Genomic DNA, 26,138 nt, shown 5'->3' with positions numbered 1-26,138 from the left:
CGCGGGCCATCGCCGTCAGCCACCGGACGGGGGTCGCCGGGTCGTACTCGCCGGTGTGCATCAGGATCTTCGGGGCGCCGACGGCCCTGACGTCACGGGAGGCGTCGTCGCCGCGCAGCGGCCAGCCGGTGCAGGCGGCCATGCCCGTGACCATGGACGGGCCGAACACCGGCGACGCCTCGACGAACTCCTCATAGGCGTCGGCGACCTGGTCGGCGGTGTAGCGGGTCGCGGTGTCGGCGCAGTCGATCGCGGTCATCGCCTCCCCGGAGTTGTCGTACGTCCCGTCGGGGCTCCTGCCCGCGGCCTGGTCGGCCGCTTCCCGGGCCATGGTCGCCGACTCCCCCGGGCGGACGCCGTAGACGATGGCGGCCAGCAGGTTCTGCGTCTCGGGCAGGCCCTCGCGGGACCGCAGCAGGGCCATGGTCTGGGCGACGGCCCGCGCCCGGTCGAGCGTGCCGCCGCCGGGCCAGGCCAGGGGCTCGTCGTCGAGGCCGTCGAAGGCCCGCTCCACGTCCGCCATGGCCGCGTCGGGGTCCGAGCCGAGCATGCAGTCCTCGTCCCCCTTCGCGGTGCACGTCTCCACCGCGTGGCGCAGCGCCTTGTGGTAGGCCGCGGTCCGGGCGAGCGCCGCGCCCTTGGGGTCGCGGACCGGCGCGTCGACGCCGTCCATGACCATCCGGCCGACGTTGCGGGGGAAGTGGTGGGCGTAGACCGCGCCGAGCCGGCTGCCGTAGGAGAAGCCCAGGTAGTGGAGCTTGTCCTCGTCCAGGGCCGCGCGCAGCACGTCCAGGTCGCGGGCGGTGTTGACGGTGCCGACGTGCGGGAGGACCGGGCCCGGGGTGGTCCGGCACGTCGTGAACGCCTTTCCCTGGGCCTCGGCGTAGGCGGCCGTGCCGTCCCTTCCGGCCGGGGACGCGCCGGGGCCGTGCCGGAGTTCCGCCAGGCCGCTGCCGCAGCGCACCGGGGAGCTGGCGCCGACGCCGCGGGGGTCGAAGGTGACGAGGTCGTAGCGCGTCGCGGCGTTGCCGAGCCCGTCGGGCCCGTAGGCGGTGAGCCGGGCCAGGCCGGACGTGCCCGGCCCGCCGAAGTTGACCACGAGGGAGCCCTTCCGCCCGTCCTGGCCCTTGGTGCGGTAGCGCATGAGGGCGAGCCGCAGGTCGCCCTTCTTGAGGTCCGCGTAGCTGACGGGGACGGCGAGCCGGCCGCATTCGGCCGTGGCGCCGGCCCGCTCCGTCTCGGCTCTGACCTCCTTGTCCTTCTCCTCGGCGCAGGGCTTCCAGGTGATGTCCTGCGCGTAGTAGGGGGCGAGGGCGGGCTCGCCGGCGACCCGGTCGGACCCGGCGCACCCGGTGAGTCCGGGCGCGAGCACGGCGGCGGCGAGCGGCAACGAGACCTTGGCGGCGATGCGGGAGCGACGGAAGGGGCGGGGGCGGCGCGGCGCTGACGTCATGTCACGGACGCTAGATCGCCGCCCGACCCGGGGCTTTCCGAGGCGGCCGTCCGGGTGACGAGGACACCCGGAGGGGTGCCCCGACGGCGGCGGGCCCCCCGGCCCCCGCAGTCCGCGGTCCGGCCTACGGCCACAACCACGGCTCGGGCCGTCTCAGGCACGCCGCACCGACCACCGGTCCAGGTACGCCTTCAGCGCCCGGTGGTCCGTCGCCCGGGCCCGCAGGCCGATGTGGCCGTCGGGGCGGGTGAGCAGCAGAGTGCCGTCCGGCAGGGCCCGCCGCCCTCGCGGGTGCGGGGTGACGTGGAACAGGCCGATCGGCAGCGCGTAGCGGTCCGTCAGCTTCCGGAGCGCGGCGGTGCCCGGGCCGTCCGGGCCCCCGACGAGCACCAGCGACCAGCGCTGGTACGAGAGCAGGTCGTGCAGGCGGCCGGGGCCCGTCTCGCTGGTGACGGCCAGGTCCGGCAGCCTGTCCCCCGGGCGGGGCCCGCCGCGGGTGTGCCGGCCGGCGGACAGTGCGCTCCCGCGGTGATCGCGGGCGAGTTCGCTGAGGAGCATGTTGCCCCGGTGTTCGAGGCGGGCGCTGCGCAGCGCGGGCGGGAGGAGCAGGGCGATCGCGGCGAGGGTGCGGCGGTCCGGGGGCAGCTCCAGGACGTTCCGGCGCATGGCCCGCATGACGTGCAGTGCCGTGCGGCGCTGCTCGTCGCTGTAGGTGTCGAGCAGGGTGGCGGGGCTCCAGCCGCGGTGGACGGCGGCGAGTTTCCAGCCGAGGTTGTGGGCGCCGAGCAGGCCGGTGTTGAGGCCGCGGCCGCCGATGGGTGCCCACAGGTGGGCGCTGTCCCCGGCGAGCAGTGCCCGGTCCCGGCGCAGGGTGGCCGCGACGCGGTCGTGGAAGCGGGACCGGTTCGCCCAGCCGGGAGCCGTCGGGGTGAGGCGGACGGAGGGTTCGCCGGTCGCCGCGGCGACCACGGCCTCCATCTCCCGCGGGCTCGGCGGTTCCCCAAGCCCGGGGTCGGGATCGGGGAGGAAGGCGTAGAAGCGCACGCCGCCGCCGGGCACGGGGGTGGTGATCAGGGTGACCCCGAGGTTGATGAAGATGCGGGTGACGTCGGGGTGGCCGGGGTGGCTCCAGCCGGGCGCGGCGTTGAGCTGCAGGCACTGGAGGTCGTGGCGCCGTTCCCCTTCGAAGGGGACGCCCAGCGACTTGCGGACGACGCTGTGCGCGCCCTCGCAGCCGACGACCCACCGGCAGCCGATCGTGCGGGTCCGGCCGTCGGGGCCGCGCAGGTCGACCTCGGCGCCGTCCTCGCCGGTCCGCACGGCCAGGGCTTCGGTGGACCACTGGACGTCCGGGCCCAGGTGCCGGAGGCGGTCGTGCAGCAGTTTCTCGACGGCGTCCTGCTCGATGGACAGCGGGCCGGGGAACGCCGTGTCGGGCATGCGCATCTCCTGGATTCCGGCCAGGCGTCCGCGGACGTGGAACTCGGCCCGGCTCAGGGGCAGCCCGTGGCGCGTGAGCGCGTCCGCGCAGCCGAGGTCGCGCAGCGCTTCCAGGGCGCGCTGCCAGATGACGCCGGCCCGTGGTTCGCGCTTGGTGCCCGGCTCCTTCTCGACCACCACGGTGTCCAGGCCGTAGCGGCGCAGGGCCACGGCCAGCGTCAGGCCGGTCGGTCCCGCCCCGATGACCACGACATCCCGCGCGTTCCTCATGGCGCTCACCGACGTCTCCCTCGCCTCGTGCCCGCGTCCCGGCGAGCCTCCCTTTCCTTACCGTGCGCACCCGGCGTATTCCCGTGGGCGGGGTGTCATCCGGGGTGCGGAGCGCGCGGGCGGCGCGCACGGGGGCCGCGGGAGCGATTGCGGGGCGCACGAAAGTCCGTATCCGACCGGACAGGCCGCTCTTACTCCATCGCTGATATGCGTATCACCGATACGCAGTTCAACGCCGCCGCCGGTAATTGGCGTTGCATTTCCCGAAGTCCTGAAACATTCTTACTTCAGACCCGGAAATGCGTGGAACGGTGCAAGCCGAAGCGGAATTTCCGGGTTCCATCGGGGGGTGGGTATTCCATGTTTGACTCCGCGTCGGACTGGCATGTTCATGAACGGAAAGAGGCTCGGACGGGCGGAGCTAACGTGCTCGTGCTCGGCGCCGGAATGGCGGGGCTCGTAGCGGCGTACGAGCTGGAACGGCGCGGTCACCGCGTAGAGGTCCTGGAGGCCCGCCCGCGCGTCGGCGGGCGGGTGCACACCCACCGCTTCGGCCCCGGATACGGCGCGCCCAGTGTGGAACTGGGCGCGATGCGCATTCCCGACCGGCACCGGCACACGCTCGCTTATGTCCGGCTGCTGGGGCTCGACGGGGAGCTCCGCCCGTTCAGCACCCTGTTGTCGGAGGAAAACGCGTATCTGCGGACCGCCGCCGGGTTCACGCGCGTCCGCGACGCGGCCCGGCCCCTGTGCGAGTCCTTCCGGCGCGACCTGGAAATCCACCGGCCCGGTCTGCCCCACAGCCACGAGGTCACGGTGTTCGGGGCGTGGCTGACGGCCATCGTCGACGCCATCGCCCCGCCCGACCTGCGCGAGGCGCTCCGCGCGGATCTGCGCCGCCAGCTCCTCGACCTGGTCGCGCACGTCGATCTGCTGCCGCACCTGCGCGGCGCCGCCGGGGACCGCGTCAACCTCCACTCGCTCTTCTCCGCGCACCCGGAACTGCGCGCGGGGTGCAGCGGGCGGCTCAACAGCTTCCTGGACGACATCCTCACCGAGACCAGCCCGGCGCTGCTGCGGCTGCACGGCGGCATGGACCGGCTCCCGCGCCGCCTGGCCGAGCGGCTGCGGGGCCCGGTGCGGCGCGGCCACCGGGTCGTGGGCGTCGAGGTGCGGCGGGACGACGTGCTGGTCCGGGTCCGCACCGGGCTGCGGACGAGCGTGCGCCAGGCCGACTTCGCCGTCTGCGCGCTGCCCTTCCCCTCGCTGCGCCACCTGGACCTGAGGGGGTTCGACGCCGACAAGCTGGCGGTGCTGGACGACGTCGACTACTGCCCGGCCACCAAGGTGGCCTTCCACTGCAGGGAGCCGTTCTGGCGGGCGTACGGCATCGAGGGCGGCGCCTCGTCCACCGGCGGGCGCATCCGGCAGACCTACTACCCGCCCGTGGACGGCATGCCGGGGCGCGGGGCCACGCTGCTGGCCAGCTACACGATCGGGGAGGAAGCCGCCCGGCTCGGCCGGATGCCCGCGCGCCGCCGGCACCGCCTCGTCCTGGAGGAGCTCGGCGCGCTCCACCCCGAACTGCTGCGGCCCGGGATGGTGCTGGGCGCCGTCAGCACCGCCTGGGGCGACGGCTCGCCGTGGAGCGTCGGGTGCGCCACGCGCTGGGGCAAGAGCCCCGCCGCGTGCGAGGCCGAGCGGGCCCGCGCGGCCCGGCCGGTGCACCGGCTGTTCTTCGCCGGTGAGCACTGCTCGTCGGCCCCGGCGTGGATCGAGGGGGCCGTCGAATCCGCCCTCGGGGCGGTCGGGGACCTCACCCGCTTCGGAGCCGGCCGCAGGACCCCCGCCCTGCCGGGCCGCCCCGACCCGGCGGAGGCCGTCTGATGAGCGTGTTCGACCTGCCGCGGCTGCACTTCGCCGGCGTCGCCACGACCCGGCTGCCGACCGGCCCGCGCTGCGGGCTGATCGACCTCGCCGCCAACCGGGCGCTGACCGACGACGGCCCCTACCCGCTGGACCGGCCCGCCACCGGCTACCGCGACTTCCTGCACCGGCGCGGTCCGCGCTTCGGGAGCGACGGCCGGCCGGACGCGGAAGGCGAGTTCAGCGCCGCGGCGGGCTGGAACTTCGACGGCAACGGGCACTTCCTCATGGACGCCCGGGTCATCCGCACCGAGACCCCGGACGGCGGGTCCGGCCCCGGCGACAGCCTCCCCGACCCCGTCATCGGCACGAGCGTCGACGTCTGGGGCCACTACAACCCCTACCTGCGCACCACCGTCAACCGCGCCCGCGTCCTCGACGTCGACCCGGCCTCCCGCTGGACGACGGCGCTGATGGTCGGGCGGTTCGGCCTCGGCCGGCGCGGCCGCTCGCACGACGGCGGCTATCTGTTCACCGGCGGCGTGCACGGCCTGCACCCGCCGCGCTGGGTCGATTTCGGCCGCATCCGGGACGTCGGCGACCACGTCCTGGCCCCGCAGCTGCGCTACTGCGCGGTCCACCAGTTCGTGGTCGAGCGGGACGAACTCGACATGCTCCCGAAAGCGGGCCGCTCCCCCGCCGTCAGGGCCCTCCGCGCCGCCCTGGAGGCCGGCGCGGAGGGCGTCGTGGTCCAGCTGGCGCTGGACAACATGGCCTCGCCCCGCGTCCCGGACGCGCCCGCCCTGTGGCGGGTGCGGGGCACGGTCGCCCCCTGGTACGCGCGGGAGCTGCGCACCTACCCGGCGGGGCGGCTGCTGGTCCCGCTTCCGGGCGCCCCGCTGCACCACCTGACCGTGCGGGTGGCCCAGGGGCACGCCGTGTTCAACATGCTCTCCGCGGTGCCCTACGCCTCCCGGGCCCCCCGGCGGGGCCCCGGCCCGCTGCACCGGCTCGGCCCGCCCCTGTGCACCGGACCGCTGGAGCTGCGCACGGCCGGCACGGACCGGCTGATCGCCCGGGTGCCGGCGGGCGCCTACCCCTCCGATGCGACGTGCGGGATCGTCACCGTGCCCGCCGAGAGCGGCTGGCAGGAGGCCGGGGAGCAGGCGCTGCGGCTGACGGGCACCGGCGCGTCAGGACCGCCCGTGACCCTGGCGGTCGAGCGGGAGATCAACATCCAGTCGGACGACGCGCTCCTGGTCCTGCACCACCGCGACCCGGCGCGCGGTGCCGACCACGCCGTGGAGGTGCCGGTGCGCGCCTACGTGCGCGGCCGCCCGGCGAGCTGCGGCGAGGTCGGTGCGGTCTATGTGCGGCAGTACTTCAACCCCCGCGCCCTGCCGGGCGACGAAACGGCCGGCGGGCCCGGGGCGCGCTGCGACGACGCGGTGGTCCTCGGCACCCGCGGCACGGGGCCCTACGCCGCCACGTGCGTGGTGGCGACCGACGAGCACGGGCACGGGCTGCTCACCCTGCGCGGCGAGCGGGCGGGCACCTGCCGCGTCCTGCTCACCGCCGGCCCGGCCGACGGGCCGCCCGTCGACCCCCGCGCGCCCGGCTCGGCACGGGCGGCGTACGACGACGAGGACGCCCTCGGCTACTGGGCGGGGGCCGGTGCGCTGGCCGTGCGCGTCCTGCCCGACGACTGGCACCTGGACGACGTCCCCCGCGAGGACGTGGACTTCGACCTGCTGCGGCGGGAGATCTTCGCGTACTACGAGCACACCTCGTCGTTCATGCGCTCGGAGGTCTTCAGCCTCACCGACCGCTGCAAGGTGGAGACCTACGCCGAGCTGGTCTGGCAGATGTGCGATCCGGCCAACCGGGCGAAGACCTACTACATGCCGCCGAGCCGCGACCTGTCGGACCCCAAGGCCCGGTTGCTGCTGGCCTACCTGCGCAACCTCCAGGCCCGCACCCGCCCACCGGTCTTCGCGCCCGGCCCCGCGGCGACGGCGCCGGCGATCACCACCCGGGGCGAGCTGTGGGCGGTGCTGAAGCAGGCGGCCGCCCTGGAGCTGGCGGTGATGCTCCAGTACCTGTACGCGGCGTTCTCCGTGCCCGCCCACGGCGCCGGGCGGGAGTACGTACGCCGTGGCCGGTGGACGGCGCGGCAGCTGGAGCTCGCGTGCGGCGGGGGCGGGACGACGCTGGACGACGGGATGCGGGGCAGCCTGCTGACCGTGGCCCGCGAGGAAATGATCCACTTCCTGCTGGTGAACAACATCATCATGGCGATGGGCGAGCCGTTCCACATCCCGGTGCTCGACTTCGCCACGATCGGCCACGAGCTGCCGGTGCCGCTGGACTTCGCGCTGGAGCCGCTGAGCGCCGGCAGCGTGCAGCGCTACATCGCCATCGAACAGCCCGCGGCGCTCACCCCGGAGATCCGGCGCGATCCCCCTGCCGCGCCCGACCGGCCGGAGGGCTTCACCTGGAGTTCGGTCAGCGAGCTGTACGCGGGAGTGCGCGAGGGGCTGCGGCGCGTCCCGGACCTGTTCCTGGTGGAGAAGGGGCGCGGCGGCGGCGAGCACCACCTGTTCCTGCGGGAGTCGGTCAACGCCGCCCACCCCGACTACCAGCTGGAGGTCGACGACCTCGCCAGCGCCCTGTTCGCCGTGGACCTCATCACCGAGCAGGGCGAGGGCGGAACCGCGGAGAGGACCGAGCCGTGCGACGGCACCACCCCGGAGATGTCACACTTCAGGACGTTCCTGCGGATCGGCGAGCTGCTGACCACCGAGCGGGTGCCGGGCCCCTGCGGGGTGCCGGTGCCCTGGAGCCCCGCCTACCCGGTGCTGCGCAACCCGACGCTGAGGGCCGGCGACGGGGCGTGCACCGCGATCACCGACCCCGGGGCGCGGGCGGTGGCCGGGCTGTTCAACCAGGCGTACCACATGATGCTCCAGCTGATGGCCCAGCACTTCGGCGAGAGCCCGGACGCCAGCCTGCGGCGCTCGAAGCTGATGAACGCCTCCATCGACGTGATGACGGGCATGATGCGCCCGCTCGCGGAACAGCTCGTCACGATGGACTCGGGGTGGCGCGGCCGGACGGCGGGGCCGACGTTCGAGCTGGACGTGCTGCCGGCCGCCTGCCCGCGCCCCGATGTGGCACGCCGCTCCCTCGCCCTGCGCTTCGCGCACCTCGCCGCGCGGGCGCGCGCCTGTGGCCCCGTGCCCGCGCAGGTCGGCGACATGATGGCGTTCTACGCCGACTTCTTCCGCCGGGCGGAGGACGCATGAGGGCCCGTCGGCGTGCGGGCACGGGAGGCCCGCGATGACCCCTCCCGCACCGGGCCCGTTCCGCACGGCGGACGTCCCCCTGGCCGACCCCTACCCCTACTACCGCCGCTTCCGCGAGGGCGACCCCGTCCACCTCGGCCCGGACGGCTCCTGGTACGTCTTCCGCCACCGCGACGTGGCACGCGTCCTGGGCGACCGCCGCTACGTCCGCGGGCCGCAGCCGGCCGGCATCCCGCCCGGCTGCCCGCACCTGAAGCGGACCACGGCCGCCTGGATGGTCTTCATGGACCCGCCTCGCCACACCCGGGTGCGGGCGCTGGTGGCCAAGAGCTTCACCCCGCGCATCGTGGAGACGCTGCGCCCGCGCATCCGGCAGCTCGCCGATTCCCTGGTCACCGCGCTGGCCGAGGAGCGCGAGGCCGACCTCGTGGACCGGCTGGCCGCGCCCTTCCCGCTGCTCGTCATCAGCGAACTGCTGGGCGTGCCGCCGCAGGACCGGGCGTGGTTCCGGGCCCGCGCGGTGGACCTCCAGCAGGCGACCGGCTCCCGTGTCGCCCGCCGGGCCGACGGCTTCGCCGTGGCGGACGCGGCGGCCCGGGAGCTGGACCGCTACTTCCGCGCGGAGCTGGCCCGGCGCCGGGCACGGCCGGCGTTCGGCGCGGATCTCATCGGCACGATGCTGGAGCACGCCGGGGCGGCGGGGGTGGACGACGACACCCTGGTGGGCACGTGCGTCCACCTGCTGACAGCCGGTCATGAGACGACGACCAACCTGCTGTGCAAGGGGCTGCTCGCCCTGTTCGCCCACCCCGCGCAGCTCGCGGCCCTGCGCGCGCGGCCGGAGCTCATGGCGAACGCGGTGGAGGAGCTGATCCGTTACGACGCGCCGGTGCAGATGGTCACGCGGCGGTCCGCGGCGGAGGACCGGCTGGGCGGGCACACCGTTCCGCGCGACAGCCGCGTCGTCCTGGTCCTGGGCTCGGCCAACCGCGACCCCGCGTGGTTCCCCGATCCCGACCGCCTGGACCTCACCCGCGACACGCTCCGTCACAGCGGCTTCGGCATGGGCAGCCACTACTGCGTGGGCGCCGCGCTGGCCCGCGCCGAAGCGGAGATCGGCCTCACGGCCCTCCTGTCCGGCCTGCCCCGCCTCGCCCTGTCGGCCGAGCCGGTGCGCTTCGCGGAGGATCTGGTGTTCCACGGGCCGGCGCGGATGATGGTGCGGACGCGGTGAACCGCGGCCGGGGGTACGTCTTCGGCTGCGGGCCGTCGTTGCCGCCTGCGGCCTGCGGCGCGTCCGTCGTTGCCGCCTGCGGCGGCGAGCGCCCTGCGGGCGCGTCCTCAAGCTCCCCCGGCTAACTCCCCCAGCTACCGCTGGGGGTGCCCCCAGGAGGTGCCCCCGGACGGGCTGGTATCGGGGTCGTCAGTAAGCTCCGGCAACCTCAGGGTCGCGAGGGCGCCGCCGCCCGCCGCGTCGGCGAACGTCAGCTCCGCGCCGATGATCCGGGCCTGGCCGATGGCGATCGTCAGGCCCAGGCCGTGGCCCTTGTTGCCGGTCGTGGTGGGTTCGGTGCGGAAGCGCTGCGGGCCGCGTTCGAGGAGGTAGGCGGGGTAGCCGTCGCCGTGGTCGCGGACGGAGATCACCGGCCCGTCGACGGTCACGGTCACCGGCGGGCGGCCGTGCCGGTGCGCGTTGGCGAGGAGGTTGCTCAGCACCCGCTCCAGGCGGCGCCGGTCGGTCTCCACGCACGCGTCCCGCACGACGTTCACCTCCGCCTCCAGCCCGGAGGCCCGCAGGGCCCGTACCGCCCGTTCGGCGAGCTGCCCCAGCTGGTGGGCGTCGAGATCGGGCTGTTCCGTCAGCGTGTCCAGGCGGGAGATCTCCAGGAGGTCCTCGGTGAGGCGGCGCAGGGCGTGCACCCGGTCCTGGACGAGCTCGGTGGGGCGGCCCGGCGGCAGCAGGTCCGCCGCTGCCTGCAGCCCGGCGAGCGGGGTGCGCAGCTCGTGGGCGACGTCGGCGGTGAAGCGCTGCTCGTTCTGCAGCCGGGCCTGGAGGGTTCCCGCCATGGCGTCGAGGGCGGCGGCGACGGCGGCCACCTCGTCCTGGGGCTTGGAGGGGTCGGCGGTGCGGGGGTCGGCGACCCGGGCGTCGAGGTCGCCCGCGCTGATGCGGCGGGCCACGTCCGCGGTGCGGTGCAGGCGGCGGGTCACCCGGGAGACGGCGAACACCCCGACGAGCAGGGTGCCGCCGATGGCGAGGGCGGAGGAGCCGATGATGGCGCGGTCGAGGCCCTCGATGGTGTCGGCGCTGTGGCGGTAGTCGAAGCGGGCGGCCAGCACCCCGCCGTCGGCGGGGCCCGCGGCCCACATGGTGGCGATGCCCCGGTCGTCGCCGAGCGCGGTGCCGCGCCGCCCGCGCAGCGCCATCTCGCGGAGCTCCTCCGGCAGCCCCGGCGGGTTGAGCACGGCCTGACGGTGCATCGGGTCACCGGCGGCGTAGGCGCGGGCGGCGGCGTCGAGCCGCGAGAGCGCCTGGGTGCGGGCCTGATCGACGGTCTGCCGGGTGACGATGACGTGCACGAGGGTGCCGAGCACCGCGGCGACGACACAGCACATGACGGCCAGGAACAGCGTGAACTTCCCGTACAGGGAGCCGAACCGGGAGAGCTCGCGCAGCCGGGGTCGGGTGCGGCGCGGCCAGGCGGTCACCTGCGGCGCTCCGGCGGGCGGGGCGCCGGCGTGGTGTCGGTGCGGCGGATCTCGTCGCTCTGGAGCTCCATATAGCGGCGGTGCGCGTCCCAGGCGTAGACCGAGCGGACGGCGTAGTGGGGGGTGGTCGAGGGCTCCCAGACGATCAGTTCGCGGCCCGCCACCTCGATGGAGGAGGGCTGGACGATCGCCGCCATGATGCGGGTGAGCTCGCCCTTGACGACCGTGTAGCAGCGCAGCGACAGGAAGTGGTCCGCCATGTCGATGCCGACGACCATATCCTCGTGTCCGTCGCCGGTGAGGTCCCGGTAGACGGGTGAGCGGACCGGGCAGTCCCGCTCCTCGCGGGTGCACGCGACGACCTTGGCCGCCGTGGCCTCGTCGAGCCCGTCCGCGCCGGTGACGTCGCGGCGGTGGGCGGCTACCTCGGCCTTGACCACGGTCAGGGGGTCGATGTCGCGCACGTCGCCGGAGGGGACCGCCGGGACGCCGGGGACGCGCGTGGAGGTGACGTCGTTGTGCTGCTCCCCGGTGGGGGCCGGGGCCGGTGTCCGGTCGGGCCACAGCGGCGAGGGGGCCGCGGCGGGGGTCGCCCGGCCCGCGCCGACCGGCTCGCCCGGGGTGCCGCACCCGGCCACCGCCGCCAGCAGGCCAGCGGCCCCGAGCGCCCCCGCGGCGCGCCGGAGGGACGCGGTGGGGCGGGGCGGCCCGGTGGGGTCGGCCGGAAGGCGGGCGGGTCGGGGCACTGCGGGGTTCCCATGTCGTGCGGCAGGTGTCGTGCGGCGGGTCGGCGGGCCCCTTCGCGGGGCCGGCACACACGTCGATGTTATGCGAATGCTCTCCCCGGGCGATCGGAGCCGGCGGGACGGCCGCGGGGCCCGGCACGCGCACCGGCGCGCTGCGGAGGGCCTGTGAGCAGGCCCTCCGGCTGTCCCGCCGCGCACCGGACGCGGCGCCGCGGTCGTGCCTCAGCGGCAGGCGGCCCGGCGGTGCGGACGCGCGCCAGGCCCCCGGGCTCCCCGGGAACCGCGCGGCGCGGGCCGGCCGGGAACCGCGCCGCCCCGGGGCGCCGCCGTCACGAGCCGTCGGACGCGGACTGACGCTTCCTGCGCCGGGCGATGGTGGAGACGACCACCGGGAGCAGCAGTTCCAGCGCGCGGGCCACGGAGGCGGCCGGCAGGCCCGTCCTCCTGGCGACGGCTTCGGCCACCGGTGCGGTGATCCTGCCGATGACCCCGGACATCAGCCCGCCGCCGAGACCGCCCCCGAGGCCGCCGGAGCCGGTCGCGCCCGCCGGGGCCCGCGCGGGCGCCGTGAGCTCCTCGGGCAGGGAGTCGACGGTGGCCTCCACCGCCCGCCTGGCGCCCTCGGCGTCGGTGCCGAGCTCCCTGGCGAGCTCCTCGATCCGGTCGTCGCCGAGCTCGTCGAGTACGTCCTTCTTCAGCGCTTCATCTCCCATGGGCCGACCTTATGTGCGCACGCGGATCCCCGGCACGCGAAGGCGTGCGCCGGCCGCCCCGGGGGACGGCCGCGGGGCCCGTGTCCCCCATACCGCTCCGGCCCGGAAGATCGTTAACCGGCCAGGGGCCCGCATTCACCCCTTTGAGCGGAAATACGACTTCACGATCTATGGGTGAGGGGCCCGCGAACTAGCGTGAAGGACCATGTCGCAACCCTTTGAACTTCCCGATTTCTACATGCCGTACCCGGCACGGCTGAACCCCCACGTCGAGCGTGCCCGCGAGCACTCCAAGGCGTGGGCGCGCGGCATGCGGATGATCGAGGGCTCCGGAATCTGGGACGAAGCGGAGTTCGACGCTCACGACTACGCGCTGCTGTGCGCCTACACCCACCCCGACGCCGACGGCCCGGAGCTCGACCTGGTCACCGACTGGTACGTCTGGGTGTTCTTCTTCGACGACCACTTCCTGGACATCTTCAAGCGCAGCGGTGACATGACCGGCGCGAAGGCCTACCTCGACCGGCTGCCGGCCTTCATGCCCGTCCACCCCACGGACACCCCCGAGGAGCCGACCAACCAGGTGGAGGCGGGCCTCGCCGATCTCTGGGCCCGCACGGTGCCCGGGATGTCGGAGGACTTCCGCCGCCGCTTCCACGAGAGCACCCGGCACCTGCTGGAAGAGTCCCTGTGGGAGCTGTCCAACATCAACGAGGGCCGGGTCTCCAACCCCCTCGAATACATCGAGATGCGCCGCAAGGTGGGCGGCGCCCCCTGGTCCGCCAATCTGGTGGAGCACGCGGCGGGCGCCGAGGTGCCGGCCGTCATCGCGGCCAGCCGCCCGATGCGGGTCCTGAAGGACACCTTCTCCGACGGGGTGCACCTGCGCAACGACCTCTTCTCGTACCAGCGCGAGACGGAGAGCGAGGGCGAGCTCGCCAACGCGGTGCTGGTCCTGGAGAAGTTCCTCGGCTGCGGCACCCAGGAGGCGGCCGACGCCGTCAACGACCTCCTCACCGCGCGCCTGCAGCAGTTCGAGCACACCGCGCTCACCGAGGTCGAGCCGGTCCTGGTGGAGCACGGCCTGGATCCGGGGGCGTGGGCCGATGTCTTCGCCTACGTCAAGGGGCTTCAGGACTGGCAGTCCGGCGGCCACGAGTGGCACATGCGCTCCAGCCGGTACATGAACGGTGCCTCGGGCGCCGCCTCCCGCGCCCCGGCGCTCGCGGGCCCGCTCGGGCTGGGCACGTCGGCGGCGCGCCTGGTGCCCTCGCTGGTGGCGTCGGCGCCCCGCCGGCTCCGGAGCTTCACCCACGTCCCCTTCCAGGCGGTGGGCCCGCTGCCCCTGCCGGACTTCCGCATCCCGTACGCGACGACGCTCAACCCCCACCTGGAGGCGTCCCGCCGGCACAACCTCGCCTGGGGCCACCGCATGGGGATGCTCGCTCCGGACCCGGCGCTCGCGGGTTCCGGAGTGTGGGACGAAGGCAAGCTGAGGGATTACGACTTCACCCTCTGCTCCGCCGGCCTCGACCCCACCGGCACCGCCGACGCCCTCGACCAGTCGGCGGACTGGCTCACCTGGGGCACCTACGGCGACGACTACTACCCCCTCGCCTTCGGCCGCACCCCCGACATGGGCGCCGCGAAGGCCCTCAACGCGCGGCTGCCGCTCTTCATGCCGCTGGATCTCGGGGCGACACCGCCCGCGGAGCACGTGATGGAGCGCGCCCTGGCCGACCTGTGGGCCCGCACAGCCGCCCCCATGACGGCCGATCAGCGCCGCCGGTTCCGCCGCGCCGTCGAAGACATGATCGAGAGCTGGCTGTGGGAGCTGGACAACCAGCACCAGAACCGGATCCCCGAGCCCGTCGACTACATCGAGATGCGCCGCAAGACCTTCGGCTCGGACCTCACCAAGCTCCTGTGCCAGATCGGCCGGGGGGACGCCGTGCCGCCGGAGATCTACCGGACCCGGCCGGTCCAGGCCATGGAGAACGCGGCGATCGACTTCGCCACCATGCTCAATGACGTCTTCTCGTACCAGAAGGAGATCCAGTTCGAGGGCGAGGTCCACAACATCGTTCTCGTCACCGAGAACTTCTTCGACTGCGGGCGCCTGGAGGCGCTGGCCATCGTCGACGACCTGATGGACTCCCGGATGCGGGAGTTCGAGCACGTCGTCGGCACCCAGCTGCCCATCCTCATCCAGGAGTTCGGCCTGGACGACGCCGCCGCGGCCGGGCTGGAGGGCTACGCGGACGACCTGAAGAACTGGATCTCCGGGATCCACACCTGGCACCGCGACTGCCACCGGTATAAGGAGGCCGACCTGCTGCGCCACCACGCGCCGCCGGCGCCCGCCGTGGGCACCCTGACGGGCCTGGGCACCTCCGCCGCCCGGCTCGCCACCCTGCTCCGGCCGCGCCCGGCGGGGGCGCACAGCGCCGTCGGCTGACCCTCCCCGGCCGGTGCCCGCGGTGGGGCCGCCGCAGGCACCGGCCGGGGTCACTGCGGCGCGCATTGACCTTCAAGCCGGCTGAACGTCCACAATCGCGGCCATGGACGACAGCACATCCCTTGTGAGCATCAGCACCTTCGCACGGCGGGTCGGCATCGCGCCCTCCGCCCTGCGCTTCTACGACGACTGCCGCATCCTCCGGCCCGCCCGGGTCGACGCGGCCACCGGATACCGCTCCTACAGCCCCGGCCAGGAGGCCCGCGCCCGGCTGCTGGGGAGCCTGCGGGAGGCGGGCCTGCCGCTGGCCGAGGTCGCGCTGGTGCTCGACGGCCCCGAGGAGACGGGCCGCGAGGTCCTGGAGCTGCACCTCGGCCGGATGCGGGAGCGGACGGAGGCCGCGCGGGCGGCGGTCGCGGCAGCCTTGCGGGCCCTCTCCGGCACCCCCGAGGACGCCCCCGCCCGGGTGCGGCTCAGCGGCGCGGAGCTGGCCGGCGCGATACGCCAGGTGGTTCCCGCCGCGGCGCCGGACGCCGAGTACCCGGTCCTCGGCTGCGTGCTCGTCGAGGCCGACGAGGGCGAGGTCCGGCTGGTGGCGACCGACCGCTACCGCCTGTCGGTCCGTGTCCTGCAGCCGCTGGAGCCGGCCGGGCCGCCCGCCGCGGTCCTGGTGCCCGCCGACGCGCTCGTCGAACTCGGCCAGTGGGCGGCGCGCTCCGCCGAGGTGACCCTGGAAACCGGCCCGGACGGCTGCCGCCTGACCAGTGCGGCGGGGGCCCGCGAACTGCCCACCATGGCGGGCGAGTTCCCCATGTACCGCGAGGTGCTCGCCGCCATGGCCCCGCCCGCGCACCGGGTGATCGTGAGCCGCACGGCACTGCGCGACGCGGCCGGCGCCTTCGGCGAGACCCCCGCCGTCACCCTGGCGTTCGGCCGGGACGAGGTCACCGTCGCTCCGCACGGGGGCACCGCCGCCACCGTCCTGCCGGCGATCTGTCAGGACGGGCCGGCGCCGCTCATCGGTTTCGATCCGGCCGTGCTGGCCGCGGCGCTGGAGACGAGCGTCGGCCCCGATGTCCTGCTGGAGATCGCCTCGGTGACGACCCCGGTCGTGGTGCGCTCCGCGGACCAGGGCAGCTTCACCACGCTGGTCATGCCGGTCGCCCTGGAGTACGTGCGCTGACCCGGGCGCCCGCGGCGGTCAGCCCGCGGCGCGGCGGCGCTCGCGCAGGGCGCGGACGCGGCCGCGGCTCGCGCAGGCGGGCGAGGGGCACCAGCGGCGGCGGCCCGTGGGGTTGGTGAAGACGCCCCGGCAGTCGTGCTCGGGGCAGACGGCGAGGGTGTGCCGTTCGGTGCCCGTGAGGTGGTCGACGGCCTGCCGGGCGATGCGGGCGAGGGCGGCGCGGGCCGTGGGCGGGGCCTCCCGCAGCAGCCGGCCGGTGAGCACCAGGCGCACGGGGTCGGGGGCGGCGTCGAGGAAACGGGTCAGCTCGGCGGCGGGGCCGGGCGGCGGGGGCTCCCCGGCCGTGACGGCGAGGGCCAGCGGGCGCAGGGTCTCCCGGAGTTCCCGCGCCTGGTGCACGTCGGCCTCCAGGGGGGCCGCGAGCGGGGACAGTTCGCTGCGCTCCAGCCACTCCCCCAGCCGGTCCGGCGTGGTGAGGCGCTCGACCGGGCGCGCGCTGAAGCTCCGGCCTCGCGTTGCGAGGAGGTTGAGCCAGGTGGCACCGCAGTCGAAGCGAAAGGCCAGTTTTTCATCGTCGGTCACGGCGCCATCGTAACGCTTCACCCGTTACAGTGATCTTGTAACGGGTGAAGCGTTACGTGTGAGGGCTCGTCAACGGGAGGGAACGGCATGGAACTGCGGGAGGCGCGGCTCGACCGCGAGGAGGGCTACCGGCTGCTGGAAGCGCTCCAGGACCGGGCGACGCGGGAGGCGACGCTGCCCGGTCTGGAGGCCCTCGCGCCCGGCTTTCCCGACTGGATCGTCACCAGCCTCTTCGGCGGCACCTACCAGCGCGAGGGGCTGTCGCTGCGCGACCGGCAGATCGCCAACCTGGCCGCGCTCACCGCGCTCGGCGGAGTGGAGCCGCAGCTCGCCGGCCACGTCAGGACCGGGCTGCGGGTGGGGCTGACGGCACAGGAGACCGTCGAGGTGTTCGTCCACCTGGCCCCCTACATCGGCGTGCCCAAGGCCCTGGCCGGGCTGCGCGTCGCGGCCGCCGCCCTGGCGGAGGAGGTGCCGGCCCCGTGACCGCCGCTGTCCGGACCGTGCTCGGGGACGTCCCCGCCGAACAGCTGGGCGTCTGCGACGCTCACGACCACCTCTTCCTCCGCAGTCCCCTGCTGCCCGGCCAGGAGCTCGACGACCCGGAGGCCGCCGCGCGCGAACTGCTGGCCTTCCGCGAGCTCGGGGGCGGCGCGGTGGTGCAGTGGACCCCGCGCGGGATGGGACGGCGGCGGAAGGACCTCGCCGCGCTGGCGCGGGCCACCGGGGTCCACCTGGTGGCCGCGACGGGCCTGCACCAGGCCGTGCACTACACGGCGCAGCAGCTGGAGCGGGTGCGGGACCGGCTCGCCGCCGCGTTCGTCGCGGACCTGACGACGGCTCCGGTCCGGGCCGGCCTGATCAAGGTCGCCGGGGGCTTCCACGGGCTCGACGCCCACGCCCGGCACACGATGGCCGCCGCGGCCCGGGCGCACCACACGACCGGCGCCCCGATCGCGGTCCACCTGGAACTGGGCACGGGCGCCCTGGACGCCTTGGAGCTGCTGTGCGGGGAGCTGGACGTGCCGCCCGGCCGGGTCCTCCTCGGCCACCTGGGCCGCTCGCCCGACACCCGCGTCCACCTGCGGGCGGCGGAGGCGGGCGCGTTCCTGGCCTTCGACGGGCCCTCGCGCGCCCACCACGCCACCGACTGGCGGCTCTTCGACGCGCTCACGGCCCTCGCGGAGGCCGGTCACACCGACCGGGTGCTCCTCGGCGGCGACACCACCACGGCGGGCGCCCGCGCGGCCACGGGCGGCGGGCCGGGCCTGCCGTACCTGGTGGGCACGCTGCGCCGGGCGCTGGCGCGCGAGCTGGGCGAGGAGTTCGCCCGCGCGGCCTTCGTGGACAACCCGGCCCGCGCCTTCGCGGCCGACTGGCCGCCCCCACCCTGACATGCGGGCGGGGCGGGGACGCCGTCACCGCGCCCCCGCCCCGCCGCACCGGGCGCCGTGCTACCGCCGCGTGTCGACGACCGTCCGCAGCTTGCCGCTGGCCGGGGTGCGGTCCAGGTCGGCTCCGTCCACCGCCTCGACGGAGAAGTCGAGCAGCCGCTCCTCCACGGCCGTCCGCAGCTCCGGATAGGCGGTCAGGAACACGGCGCGGGCCTCCGGCAGCCGGAGGTCGGCGGAGCGCTCCATGCGCAGGGTCAGCTCCTCGCGCGCTCCGCCGCCCGACAGGACGACCTGGAGCTCGCCGCTGTGCCGCAGCTCCTCCCCGGCGATGGCCACGAACCGGCGGTAGTTGAGGAAGAACGTCCCCACCCGCATCACGTCGCCGAGCCGCCCGAGCAGTTCAAAGCGCGGCGCGTGGCTGCCGCAGGGGCAGCGGCCGGGCAGGGCGCGGCCGAGGTCGCCGATGACGTAGCGGCCGAGGCTCTGCCCGCGCCGGGCGCGGGTGGTGAACACCAGCCGGCCGGTCTCGCCCGGCTCCACCGGCCGGTCGGCGCCGACGTCGAGGATCTCCAGGGTGTGGAGGTCGGCGTGGAGGTGGTGGACGCTGCCGTCGCTCTCGGCGCACTGGTAGCCCAGGGGGCCCAGGTCGGTGCTGCCGTAGGTGATGGAGCGGATGACCTCGATGCCGAAGGTCTCGGTCAGGGTGCGGCGCTGTTCGTCGGTGAAGTGCTCACCGCCGTAGAAGATCTTCCGGATGCCGCCGTAGGCGCGCAGCCGGTCGCCCTCCTCGTGCAGCAGCTGCCACAAGTAGGACGGCATGCCGAAGAGGGTGTCGACCTCGTAGGCCACCAGCATCTCGGCCGTGGCCCGGTGATCGGTGCCCGCCGCTATCGGCATCTGCACGCCGCCCAGCCGCTCCAGGATGGAGAAGAAGCTGATGAAGCTGCCGTACATGCCGCCGCAGAAGAAGAGGTTGGCGGTGCGGTCGTGGGCCGGGTCGTAGCCGGCGGCCTGCAGGCCGCGGGCGGCGGCGTGCATCTGGGTGTCGTAGTCGTCGTAGCTGAAGAGGGACAGGGCGGGGCTGCCGGTGCTGCCGCCGCTGCGGAAGTACAGCTCGGCGTCGCGGCGGTCGACGTGGTGGTTGAGCTGCTGGACGTCCGTCTTGTCCACCAGGGGTCCGGTGGGCGCGGGGAACTCCACCGGGCGGGCCAGGTCGTCGAGGCAGGCGGTCGTGGTGAAGCGCTCGTCGGCCTGGACGGCGACGCGGCGGCTGTAGCGCTGGAGGGCGTAGACGCCGTCGTGCGGTTCGCCGGAGTAGCCGGCCGTCATGGCGCCGAGCGGGGTGACCCGGGTGGCGCCCGCGGCCAGGACCGTGCCGGACAGCTCGGCGATGTCCGCCCGGCTGCCCGCGAGGCCCGCCGTCTGCAGGTAGCGGCGCATGGGGCGCAGGGTGGGGATCAGCTGCTTGCGGGGCAGCGGCTTGACCCACACGGTGCGGTGCAGCGGGGAGGCGGTCAGGGCGGGCCGGGTGTCGGCCAGCACGCGCCAGGAGCCGTCGGGGGCCGCCAGGACGCGCGTCAGACCGAGGTGCTCCTCCAGGCGGGCGATCAGCTCGGTGGTGGTGAGCTCGGCCTCCTCGGCGGGGTCGAGGGCCTCCGCTCCCGCTCCCTGGGCCGGGGGCACGGCGGCGAGGACGGCGGCGAAGCGCTCCGCGAAGGCGAAGACCTCGTCGGTGTCCTCGGTGTCGAGGTAGACGACCTGCGGGCTGGAGCACGCCTGCTGTTCGAAGACGCAGACGTCGGCCGCCAGGGCTTCCAGGGCCTTCGGGTCCTGCCAGGCGTCCCGGGTGAGGTAGGCGAAGGAGATCTTGTGCCCCCACTCCACCAGGCGGCAGCCGGCCGGCACATGGGCGGCGACGCCTTCGACGGCGGCCTCGCCGCCCCAGACGGCGACGGCGTCGGCGGGGGCGCACATCAGGCGCAGCCACTCCTGGCGGGAGGAGGAGAAGCGCAGGACGACGATGCGCTCGGCGAGGGCCCCGGTGGGGTCCAGCGCGGCGAGTTCGGCGAGCAGGTGCTGGGCGAGGAGGGTGTCGCCGCTGCTGGTCTTGAGGATGTTGACGTTGCCTGCCAGCAGGCCCTCGACGAGGCTGAGGGGCGCGACGGTGGCGGCGTTGCCCGGGGCGATGTGGGCGACGAGGCCGACCGGCGCCCACGCCTCGTAGACGGTTTCCTTGGCGTCGGGGCGGGTCAGGCGCTGGGGCGCGGTGCCGCCCAGTTCGCGGCGGAGCTTGCGGGTGAGCGCGTCGCGGCCCAGGAACGCGGCGAGTTCGGCGAGCAGGCCGGCGTCCTCCCCGGCGGGGAGGTGTGCGGCCATGCGGCCGTGCACCGGGTGGGCCGGGTCGGAGAGGGCGGCGGCGAGCTGGTCGCAGGCGGCCAGCACGGTCTCGGTGTCCAGGGGCGCGGCGAGCGCGGCCTCGACGGCGGCGGGCAGGCCGGCCAGGCGGCGCTCGGCCTCCTCGTCGCCGATGAAGGCGCCCTGCCAGTAGTGGTGCCGGTCGTTCTCGGTGGTCACGGTCATGACATTCCCTTCATCAGTTCGGCGGCGGCGACGGCACAGCTGCGGTTGCGGCTCACCCCGGCCCTGCCGTGGACGGTGAACCAGTCGGTGGCCAGCCCGCAGCCGCAGGCGCTCCCCGGCTGCACGGAGGCCAGGTCCCCCATGACGACGCTCTGCGCCGGCACGGAGGTGATGTACGGCGACACCAGGTGCAGGTAGCCCTTCTCGCCGTACGGGAGGGCTTCGAGGGTGCGGGTGGAGCGCACGGAGATCCGTGACCAGACCGGTGCGTGCAGGTTGTGCCGGTCGCACTCGATGTAGGGGATGCAGTGCTCGACGGAGCCGAAGGTGTCGCGGATCCGCTCGGAGGGGATGCCGAGCTGTTCGGTGACCCGGGCGTACAGGTCGTGCTTGGCGATCTGCCGGTCGGCGTTGCCCTTCCAGCCGCCGCCGAGGATCACCAGGGAGCCCTCGGGCAGGCGCAGGGGCGCGAGGCCCATGGCGCGCATCCGCTCCAGGGTGAAGTAGAGGAACGCCGGGAAGCCCAGGATGCGTACGGGCGCGTCCTCCTGGGCGAAGCGGCGCAGGGCCGCGACGCAGCCGAAGGGGTCGAACTCGTGGCCGTTGCCGGTGGCGCGCAGGGCGTACTCGACCTGGCGGGCCGGAGCGAAGTCGCACAGGTAGTTGTCGGTGAAGGAGGTGCCGAGGTTGAGGTCCCGGGCGGGCTCGTAGCTGTAGAGCAGGTAGTTGACGTCCTGCTCGGGGGTGATCCAGCCGTTGCGCTCGAAGATGCGGGCGACCATGCGCTGGGCGGAGCGGATGGTCCACCGGTCGAAGAACATCTGGGACTTCTGGCCGGTGGTGCCCGAGGACGTCAGGTGCAGGTCGACGTCGTCCCGGGGGATGGAGAGGACTTCGTGGCGCTTGAAGAAGTTCGCGTGCACGAGCGGGGTGCGGAAGGCGTCGCCGCCCGGCCCGGTGGCGTCGTGGAGCGAGCGGAAGAAGGGGGAGCGGTCCCGGTGCCAGGCGTTGATCTCGGCCATGGCGGCGGCGAACAACTCGTCCTCGGCGGGGCCGGCCGCGTAGGGGTCGGTCAGGTCGCAGAGTTCCTGGACCCGGGGCAGCAGCCCCGGGTCGGGGACGCTGATCGGGGCCAGGTGGGGGTTCACGGGGGTCATGAGACAACCTCGGGTGCGGGCGGGGCGGGCAGGTACGTCGACGCCCACGCCGCCACGTAGGAATCCATGTAGGGCTGGAGGGGCTTGTCGACGACCACGCCCCGGAAGTCGATCTGTTCGGTGGTGCGGGTCATCACCACGTAGTCGTGGAAGCCGTCGCTCTCCCGGCGCATCGCCGGGTAGAGGGCACTGGCGATGAACCCCTGGGCGAGGAAGGCGGAGAGCGCGCTGTGGTGGGCGAGCGGCACCAGGCTCTCCACGTAGCCCGCGCCGGCCCGGGTGAGGGTCCGGGTGATCGGTTCCAGCCAGGCGGCGGCCGCGCTCGGGTCGGGGTGGCCGGCGACCAGCGCGCAGTAGCCGCCGGTGCGGTTGAGGTAGGCGTAGACCTCGAAGTGGCCGTCGTCGGGGGTCAGCAGCGCGTTGGGGGTGTGCAGCGGGTAGAACCACTGGTCGCTGTCGGGGAACCGCTCGTGGAAGCGGCGGCGGACGAACGCCGGGGCCTCGATCATCTCCAGCCGGCCCGCCGGCGCCCTGGGCGGGGCGGGCGACGGGGCGGTGGGGAGGGTGTGCGCGTAGCTGATGCCCAGGCTCGTCTCAAGGTTGCGCAGCAGCGGTGCCAGCGGGGCGGGGACCTCGGTGACGGGGTGGCGGCGCTCCAGCACCCCGGCCGAGTGACGCGCGTAGAGCGCGAGGCTCTCCCGGCAGCTGACGTCCACGGCGTTGGGGAGGATGCCCATGGGCCGGAAGCCGTTGCGCGTCACGACGCGCTGCGGGCCCGCGCTGACGGTGCGGACGGTGGCGTACACGGAGTCGAGCCGGCCGGCGTCCAGGGTCCGCGCGCACAGCGCCTCGGTGAGCCGCCCGGCCAGGCCCGTGCCGCGCTGGCCGGGGTGGACGGCGAGCCCTTCGAGGCGGCCGATGCGGCTGCCCGCCTCGCTGTGGATCGCCGCCGAGCCGGCGAGGCCGTCGGTGTCCGGGCAGCGGGCGACGAGCCAGAGGGTGTCCGGGTCCTCGATGAGCCGGGACATCTCGGCCGGGTCGGTGCCCAGGGCCGTGGGGTAGTGCGGCCCGTAGACGGCGTAGTAGAGCTGGCGCAGGTCCGCGATGTCGGAGGGTGTCGCCCGTTCCAGGACGGCGGTCATCGCCCGCCTCCCACGGCCTCCATGACGCGGGGGCTGCCGGCGGCGGCCGGCGGCTCGGGCGCGGGTTCGCGCAGGAGTGCCAGCGCGCAGGCGGCGGGCACCAGTCCGGCCGCCTGGATCAGGCACAGCGTCTGGACGGACAGGTGGTCGCCCAGCAGGCCGAACAGCAGGGAGGCGACGGGGAAGGTCGCGCCCAGCACGGCCTGCATGACGGCGAAGAACGCGGGCTTGTCGCCCGCGGGGACGAGCCGCTGGAAGAGGGCCACGAAGCGGACGCCGATGACGCCGACGGACCAGCCGGCGACGGCCAGGCAGCCGGCGATGACGGGCCGCTCGCCGACCAGGCCGGGGACGCCGAGGGCCACGGCCATCGCGCCCAGGCAGGCCGCGCCGACGACGGTGGGCCGGCCGGGGACGCGGGCGCCGGTGAAGGAGCCGACGAGGGTGCCCGCGCCGAGCGAGGCCTCCAGCAGGGCGACGGTGCCGCCCCCGCCGTGCAGCACCGACTTGGTGTAGAGCGGGATGACGACGAAGACCGCGGTGGTGAAGAGGTTGGCGGCGGTGAAGCTGATCAGGATCCTGCGGACGTAGGGCAGGCCGGCCAGGACCTGACGCAGCGTCCGCCGCTCGCTCTCGCCCGCGCCGCCGTCCGCGCCGGTGTCCGGGGTGCGGAACCGCACGGTCGCGATGAGCGCCGCGGCGCTCACGTAGGCGGCCGCGCAGCCGACGGCGAGGCCGGCCACTCCGGCACGGTCGACGATCAGGGCGCCGAGCAGCGCGCCGCCCAGGCTCGCCAGCGACTGGGTGGAGAGCTCGAACCCGGTGGCCGCCTCGATGTCCTCGTCGTCGACGAGTTCGGGAACCGAGGTGGTCAGGCAGGGGTCGAAGAACGCCTGGCAGGTGGCCAGGGCCAGGGTGGCGGCGTAGGCGGCCGGCAGCGGCAGGCCGCTGGTGTAGGCCCAGACGGCCAGGGCCGTGGCGGCCACGCCCGCGGTGCCCGCCGCCGCGCGCAGCAGCGAGCGGTGCGCGAAGCGGGCGACGGCCCGGGCGACGAAGGGGGCGAGCGCGACGGCGGGCAGGGTGCTGACCGCCATGAACAGACCGGAGGCCAGGCCGTTGCCGCCGCTGACGGCGTAGGCGACGAGCCACCAGGAGACGCCGACCTGGAACATGCGGACCGCGGCCTGCGTGAGGACCTGGCCCAGCCAGACGCGCCCGAAGGCCGTGTTGCGCAGGACGAGGGGCAGCCGGCGGCCCGCGGCCGGTATCGGGGTGGTCATGCGGTGGGCCTCTCGTCGATGACGCGGACGAGCTTGCCCGAGCGGGGGTTGACGACGAGGTCGCGGTGGCGGACCCACGCGACCTCCAGCGGGTGGACGAAGCCGGTGGCCACGCTGTCGGGGTACAGCGGCCGGGCCGTGTACAGCGCCTCGACGACCTCCTTGGCGAGGACGTCCAGGCCGTCGGCGTCCGTGCCGGTGGCGGTGTCGCCGGGCGCGGTGGCCAGGCGGAGGACGAGTCCGTCCTTGCCGTCCCAGCGGCGGACCACGAGCTGCATGCCCATGATGCGGCCGTCGGTGTCGGCCTCGGCGACGGCGTTCTGCGCGTCCTGCGAGTAGAGCGACACGGGGCCGACGCGCACGCCTTCCTCGGCGCGGCCGAGGATGCGGAAGTGCCCGGCCTCGGGGTCGGTCCACTCCGCGCGGTCACCGGCGGGGTAGCGGATGATCGGCATGAGGCGGCGGAAGAGGCTGGTCACCACGACGCGTCCGGGGCGGCCGGCCTCGACGATGGGCTCACCGGTGGTCTCGTCGAGGATCTCCACGACGGAGTGCGGGGTGAACGCGCGGTGCACCCGCGGGTCCGGGCCGGGCACCGGGCAGCCGAGCAGTCCGGCGTCGACGCTGGCGTAACCGAGCGAGCGGGGCTCGGCGTTGGGGAAGGCGCCCGCCAGGAGCCGGCGCTGGTCGGAGAAGAGCGCCTCGCCGCCAAAGAACAGCAGTTCCACGGAGGGGAGCTGCTCGCCGCGGGAGATGAGGTACTCGGCGAGGCGGCACAGGGTGGTGGGCGTGCCCGCGATCACCTGGGCCTCGAAGTCGCGGAGGGTGGGAGCCGTCGATTCGAGCGGTGCGCCGCCGCCGATGGGCAGCCGGACGTTCTCGACCGGGGCGTTGGCGAGCGAGTCGAGGATGAAAATGAAGCTGGCGTACAGCTCTCCGGCATAAAACAGGTCCGCCACCCGGTGACCGGGACGGAGGCCCGCTTCGAGAAGTCCCTGACCGAAAGCGGTGGTGAACTCTCGCCATTCTTCCCGGGTATAGCAGGAGAATTTCGGGGCGCCGGTGGTGCCGCCGGTCTTGTAGACGGCCGCTTCGGTGAGCGGCGCGGTCAGCACCTGATTGTCCTGGAGCGTGTTGGCCGCCCAGAACTCGCCCTGGTCGACCACGGGAAGATCGGTGAGGGAGTTCGCATCCGGCGTCAAGGATGCGTAGAGATTCCGGTAGTACGGGGAGTGCTCACGGGCGAAACGTATGAGGTCCGATAGCTGCTGGACGGGCATGCGGCCTTGCCTTGAATACGAGGGATAGGGGGGTAAGGAGTTCCGGGCATGGCGGGATCCGAACCCACTCCTGCCTGTTGAATGCTGAACGACGGGTACCAGGACCCTGGTGTTGCCTCGGTGTCACACCTGACGCACGTTCACAATCATGGAACACGGCAGAACGTACCGCAAAATCGGTTGCGTTCCGGCGGGTTCGGATGGCTGGAAACAGCAGTGATATAACGGTGTGTCGGAACCGGATCGTTCACATCTCCCCAGGCGGCGCGCCCCGCCCCTACGGGGCGAGAATGGCCGGAAGGGGGGCCGGTCCGCGGACGCCGGGGATTTTTCTCGACCGCTGCGCCAGCTGCTCGGCTGGGCGCTGAATAAACTTCCGCCGGGAGTTATCCCTATGACCTGGGTACACGAGAGAGCGCCCTGCGGGCGCGTCCTCAATCTCCCCCGGCTACCGCTGGGGGTGCCCCCAGGAAGCGCCCCCGGACGGGGGGGTTTGTGGGGGGGGCGGGGCCCAGAACACCCGCGCGCGCGTGGTGTGACCGCCCCCCCCCCGGGGGGGACCCCCCCCACCCCCCCCCGC

The 26,138-nt window shown here is 74.4% G+C and carries 18 protein-coding genes; 7 read left to right on the top strand and 11 right to left on the bottom strand.

What is annotated here, in order from left to right; genetic code table 11:
* Both ABZ951_RS28800 and ABZ951_RS28795 read right to left on the bottom strand, forming a co-directional pair.
* On the bottom strand, positions 1–1,453 hold a 1,453-nt coding region (locus ABZ951_RS28800), incomplete at its 3' end, for an alpha/beta fold hydrolase (RefSeq protein ID WP_361281042.1).
* Between the two features lie 153 nt (positions 1,454–1,606).
* Positions 1,607–3,163: an FAD-dependent oxidoreductase gene (locus ABZ951_RS28795; RefSeq protein ID WP_344097768.1), complete on the bottom strand. Its 1,557-nt coding sequence runs from the start codon at positions 3,161–3,163 to the stop codon at positions 1,607–1,609.
* A 426-nt stretch (positions 3,164–3,589) separates the two neighbouring features.
* Here ABZ951_RS28795 and ABZ951_RS28790 point away from each other — a divergent pair, with 426 nt between their 5' ends.
* Genes ABZ951_RS28790 through ABZ951_RS28780 form a run of 3 tightly spaced genes read left to right on the top strand, consistent with a single transcriptional unit; the run spans position 3,590 to position 9,568 of the window.
* Positions 3,590–5,050 carry an NAD(P)/FAD-dependent oxidoreductase gene (locus ABZ951_RS28790; protein ID WP_344097761.1) on the top strand — a complete coding sequence of 487 codons (1,461 nt, stop codon included), beginning with the start codon at positions 3,590–3,592 and terminating at the stop codon, positions 5,048–5,050.
* Positions 5,050–8,334, top strand: a complete 3,285-nt coding sequence (locus ABZ951_RS28785) for a ferritin-like domain-containing protein (protein WP_344097763.1) — start codon at positions 5,050–5,052, stop codon at positions 8,332–8,334. The genes ABZ951_RS28790 and ABZ951_RS28785 overlap by 1 nt, the downstream gene beginning before the upstream one ends.
* A 34-nt stretch (positions 8,335–8,368) precedes the next feature.
* Positions 8,369–9,568, top strand: coding sequence for a cytochrome P450 (locus ABZ951_RS28780; protein WP_344097764.1), 1,200 nt, complete (start codon positions 8,369–8,371; stop codon positions 9,566–9,568).
* Between the two features lie 134 nt (positions 9,569–9,702).
* Here ABZ951_RS28780 and ABZ951_RS28775 read toward each other — a convergent pair whose 3' ends face one another.
* The 3 genes from ABZ951_RS28775 to ABZ951_RS28765 form a co-directional block, all read right to left on the bottom strand.
* Complete coding sequence (locus ABZ951_RS28775) at positions 9,703–10,950, bottom strand: HAMP domain-containing sensor histidine kinase (RefSeq protein WP_344097770.1); 1,248 nt, start codon at positions 10,948–10,950, stop codon at positions 9,703–9,705.
* Positions 10,951–11,039: 89 nt separating this feature from the next.
* Positions 11,040–11,789: a hypothetical protein gene (locus ABZ951_RS28770; RefSeq protein WP_361281040.1), complete on the bottom strand. Its 750-nt coding sequence runs from the start codon at positions 11,787–11,789 to the stop codon at positions 11,040–11,042.
* 329 nt (positions 11,790–12,118) lie between these two features.
* Positions 12,119–12,502 carry a DUF937 domain-containing protein gene (locus tag ABZ951_RS28765; RefSeq protein WP_344096914.1) on the bottom strand — a complete coding sequence of 128 codons (384 nt, stop codon included), beginning with the start codon at positions 12,500–12,502 and terminating at the stop codon, positions 12,119–12,121.
* 205 nt (positions 12,503–12,707) lie between these two features.
* Here ABZ951_RS28765 and ABZ951_RS28760 point away from each other — a divergent pair, with 205 nt between their 5' ends.
* Together ABZ951_RS28760 and ABZ951_RS28755 are read left to right on the top strand one after the other, a co-directional pair.
* Positions 12,708–14,960, top strand: a complete 2,253-nt coding sequence (locus ABZ951_RS28760; RefSeq protein ID WP_344096916.1) for a germacradienol/geosmin synthase — start codon at positions 12,708–12,710, stop codon at positions 14,958–14,960.
* A 103-nt stretch (positions 14,961–15,063) separates the two neighbouring features.
* A complete protein-coding gene (locus ABZ951_RS28755; protein ID WP_344096917.1) occupies positions 15,064–16,143 on the top strand; it encodes a MerR family transcriptional regulator in 1,080 nt (359 codons plus the stop codon).
* An 18-nt stretch (positions 16,144–16,161) separates the two neighbouring features.
* Here the strand turns inward: ABZ951_RS28755 and ABZ951_RS28750 are convergent, their stop codons facing one another.
* On the bottom strand, positions 16,162–16,725 hold the full coding sequence (locus ABZ951_RS28750) for a CGNR zinc finger domain-containing protein (protein ID WP_344096919.1): 564 nt from the start codon (positions 16,723–16,725) through the stop codon (positions 16,162–16,164).
* 87 nt (positions 16,726–16,812) lie between these two features.
* Between ABZ951_RS28750 and ABZ951_RS28745 the strand changes: the two genes are divergently transcribed.
* A complete protein-coding gene (locus ABZ951_RS28745; RefSeq protein WP_344096921.1) occupies positions 16,813–17,211 on the top strand; it encodes a carboxymuconolactone decarboxylase family protein in 399 nt (132 codons plus the stop codon).
* Positions 17,208–18,119 (top strand): phosphotriesterase, encoded by a 912-nt coding sequence (locus ABZ951_RS28740; RefSeq protein WP_344096923.1) that lies wholly within the window; start codon positions 17,208–17,210, stop codon positions 18,117–18,119. The genes ABZ951_RS28745 and ABZ951_RS28740 overlap by 4 nt, the downstream gene beginning before the upstream one ends.
* Before the next feature lie 60 nt (positions 18,120–18,179).
* Here the strand turns inward: ABZ951_RS28740 and ABZ951_RS28735 are convergent, their stop codons facing one another.
* From ABZ951_RS28735 to ABZ951_RS28715, 5 genes are read right to left on the bottom strand one after another with little or no spacing between them, the layout of a single operon-like run.
* A complete protein-coding gene (locus ABZ951_RS28735) occupies positions 18,180–20,699 on the bottom strand; it encodes an acyl-CoA reductase (protein ID WP_344096925.1) in 2,520 nt (839 codons plus the stop codon).
* Complete coding sequence (locus ABZ951_RS28730) at positions 20,696–21,856, bottom strand: acyl-protein synthase (protein WP_344096928.1); 1,161 nt, start codon at positions 21,854–21,856, stop codon at positions 20,696–20,698. The genes ABZ951_RS28735 and ABZ951_RS28730 overlap by 4 nt, the downstream gene beginning before the upstream one ends.
* The gene (locus ABZ951_RS28725; protein WP_344096931.1) at positions 21,853–22,998 is read right to left on the bottom strand and encodes a GNAT family N-acetyltransferase; all 1,146 of its coding nucleotides are present in this window, start codon (positions 22,996–22,998) and stop codon (positions 21,853–21,855) included. Before ABZ951_RS28725 ends, ABZ951_RS28730 begins: the two co-directional genes overlap by 4 nt.
* Complete coding sequence (locus ABZ951_RS28720; RefSeq protein ID WP_361281036.1) at positions 22,995–24,278, bottom strand: MFS transporter; 1,284 nt, start codon at positions 24,276–24,278, stop codon at positions 22,995–22,997. Before ABZ951_RS28720 ends, ABZ951_RS28725 begins: the two co-directional genes overlap by 4 nt.
* Positions 24,275–25,558 carry an AMP-binding protein gene (locus ABZ951_RS28715; protein WP_344096935.1) on the bottom strand — a complete coding sequence of 428 codons (1,284 nt, stop codon included), beginning with the start codon at positions 25,556–25,558 and terminating at the stop codon, positions 24,275–24,277. Before ABZ951_RS28715 ends, ABZ951_RS28720 begins: the two co-directional genes overlap by 4 nt.
* Between the last annotated feature and the right edge of the window lie 580 nt (positions 25,559–26,138).

Origin of the sequence: Streptomyces sp. NPDC046215 (genome assembly GCF_040646215.1) — a bacterium.
In the GTDB taxonomy this organism is placed as follows: domain Bacteria; phylum Actinomycetota; class Actinomycetes; order Streptomycetales; family Streptomycetaceae; genus Streptomyces; species Streptomyces stramineus.
The sequence above is the reverse complement of the archived record's forward strand: the minus strand, read 5'-3'. Positions and strand labels throughout refer to the sequence as shown.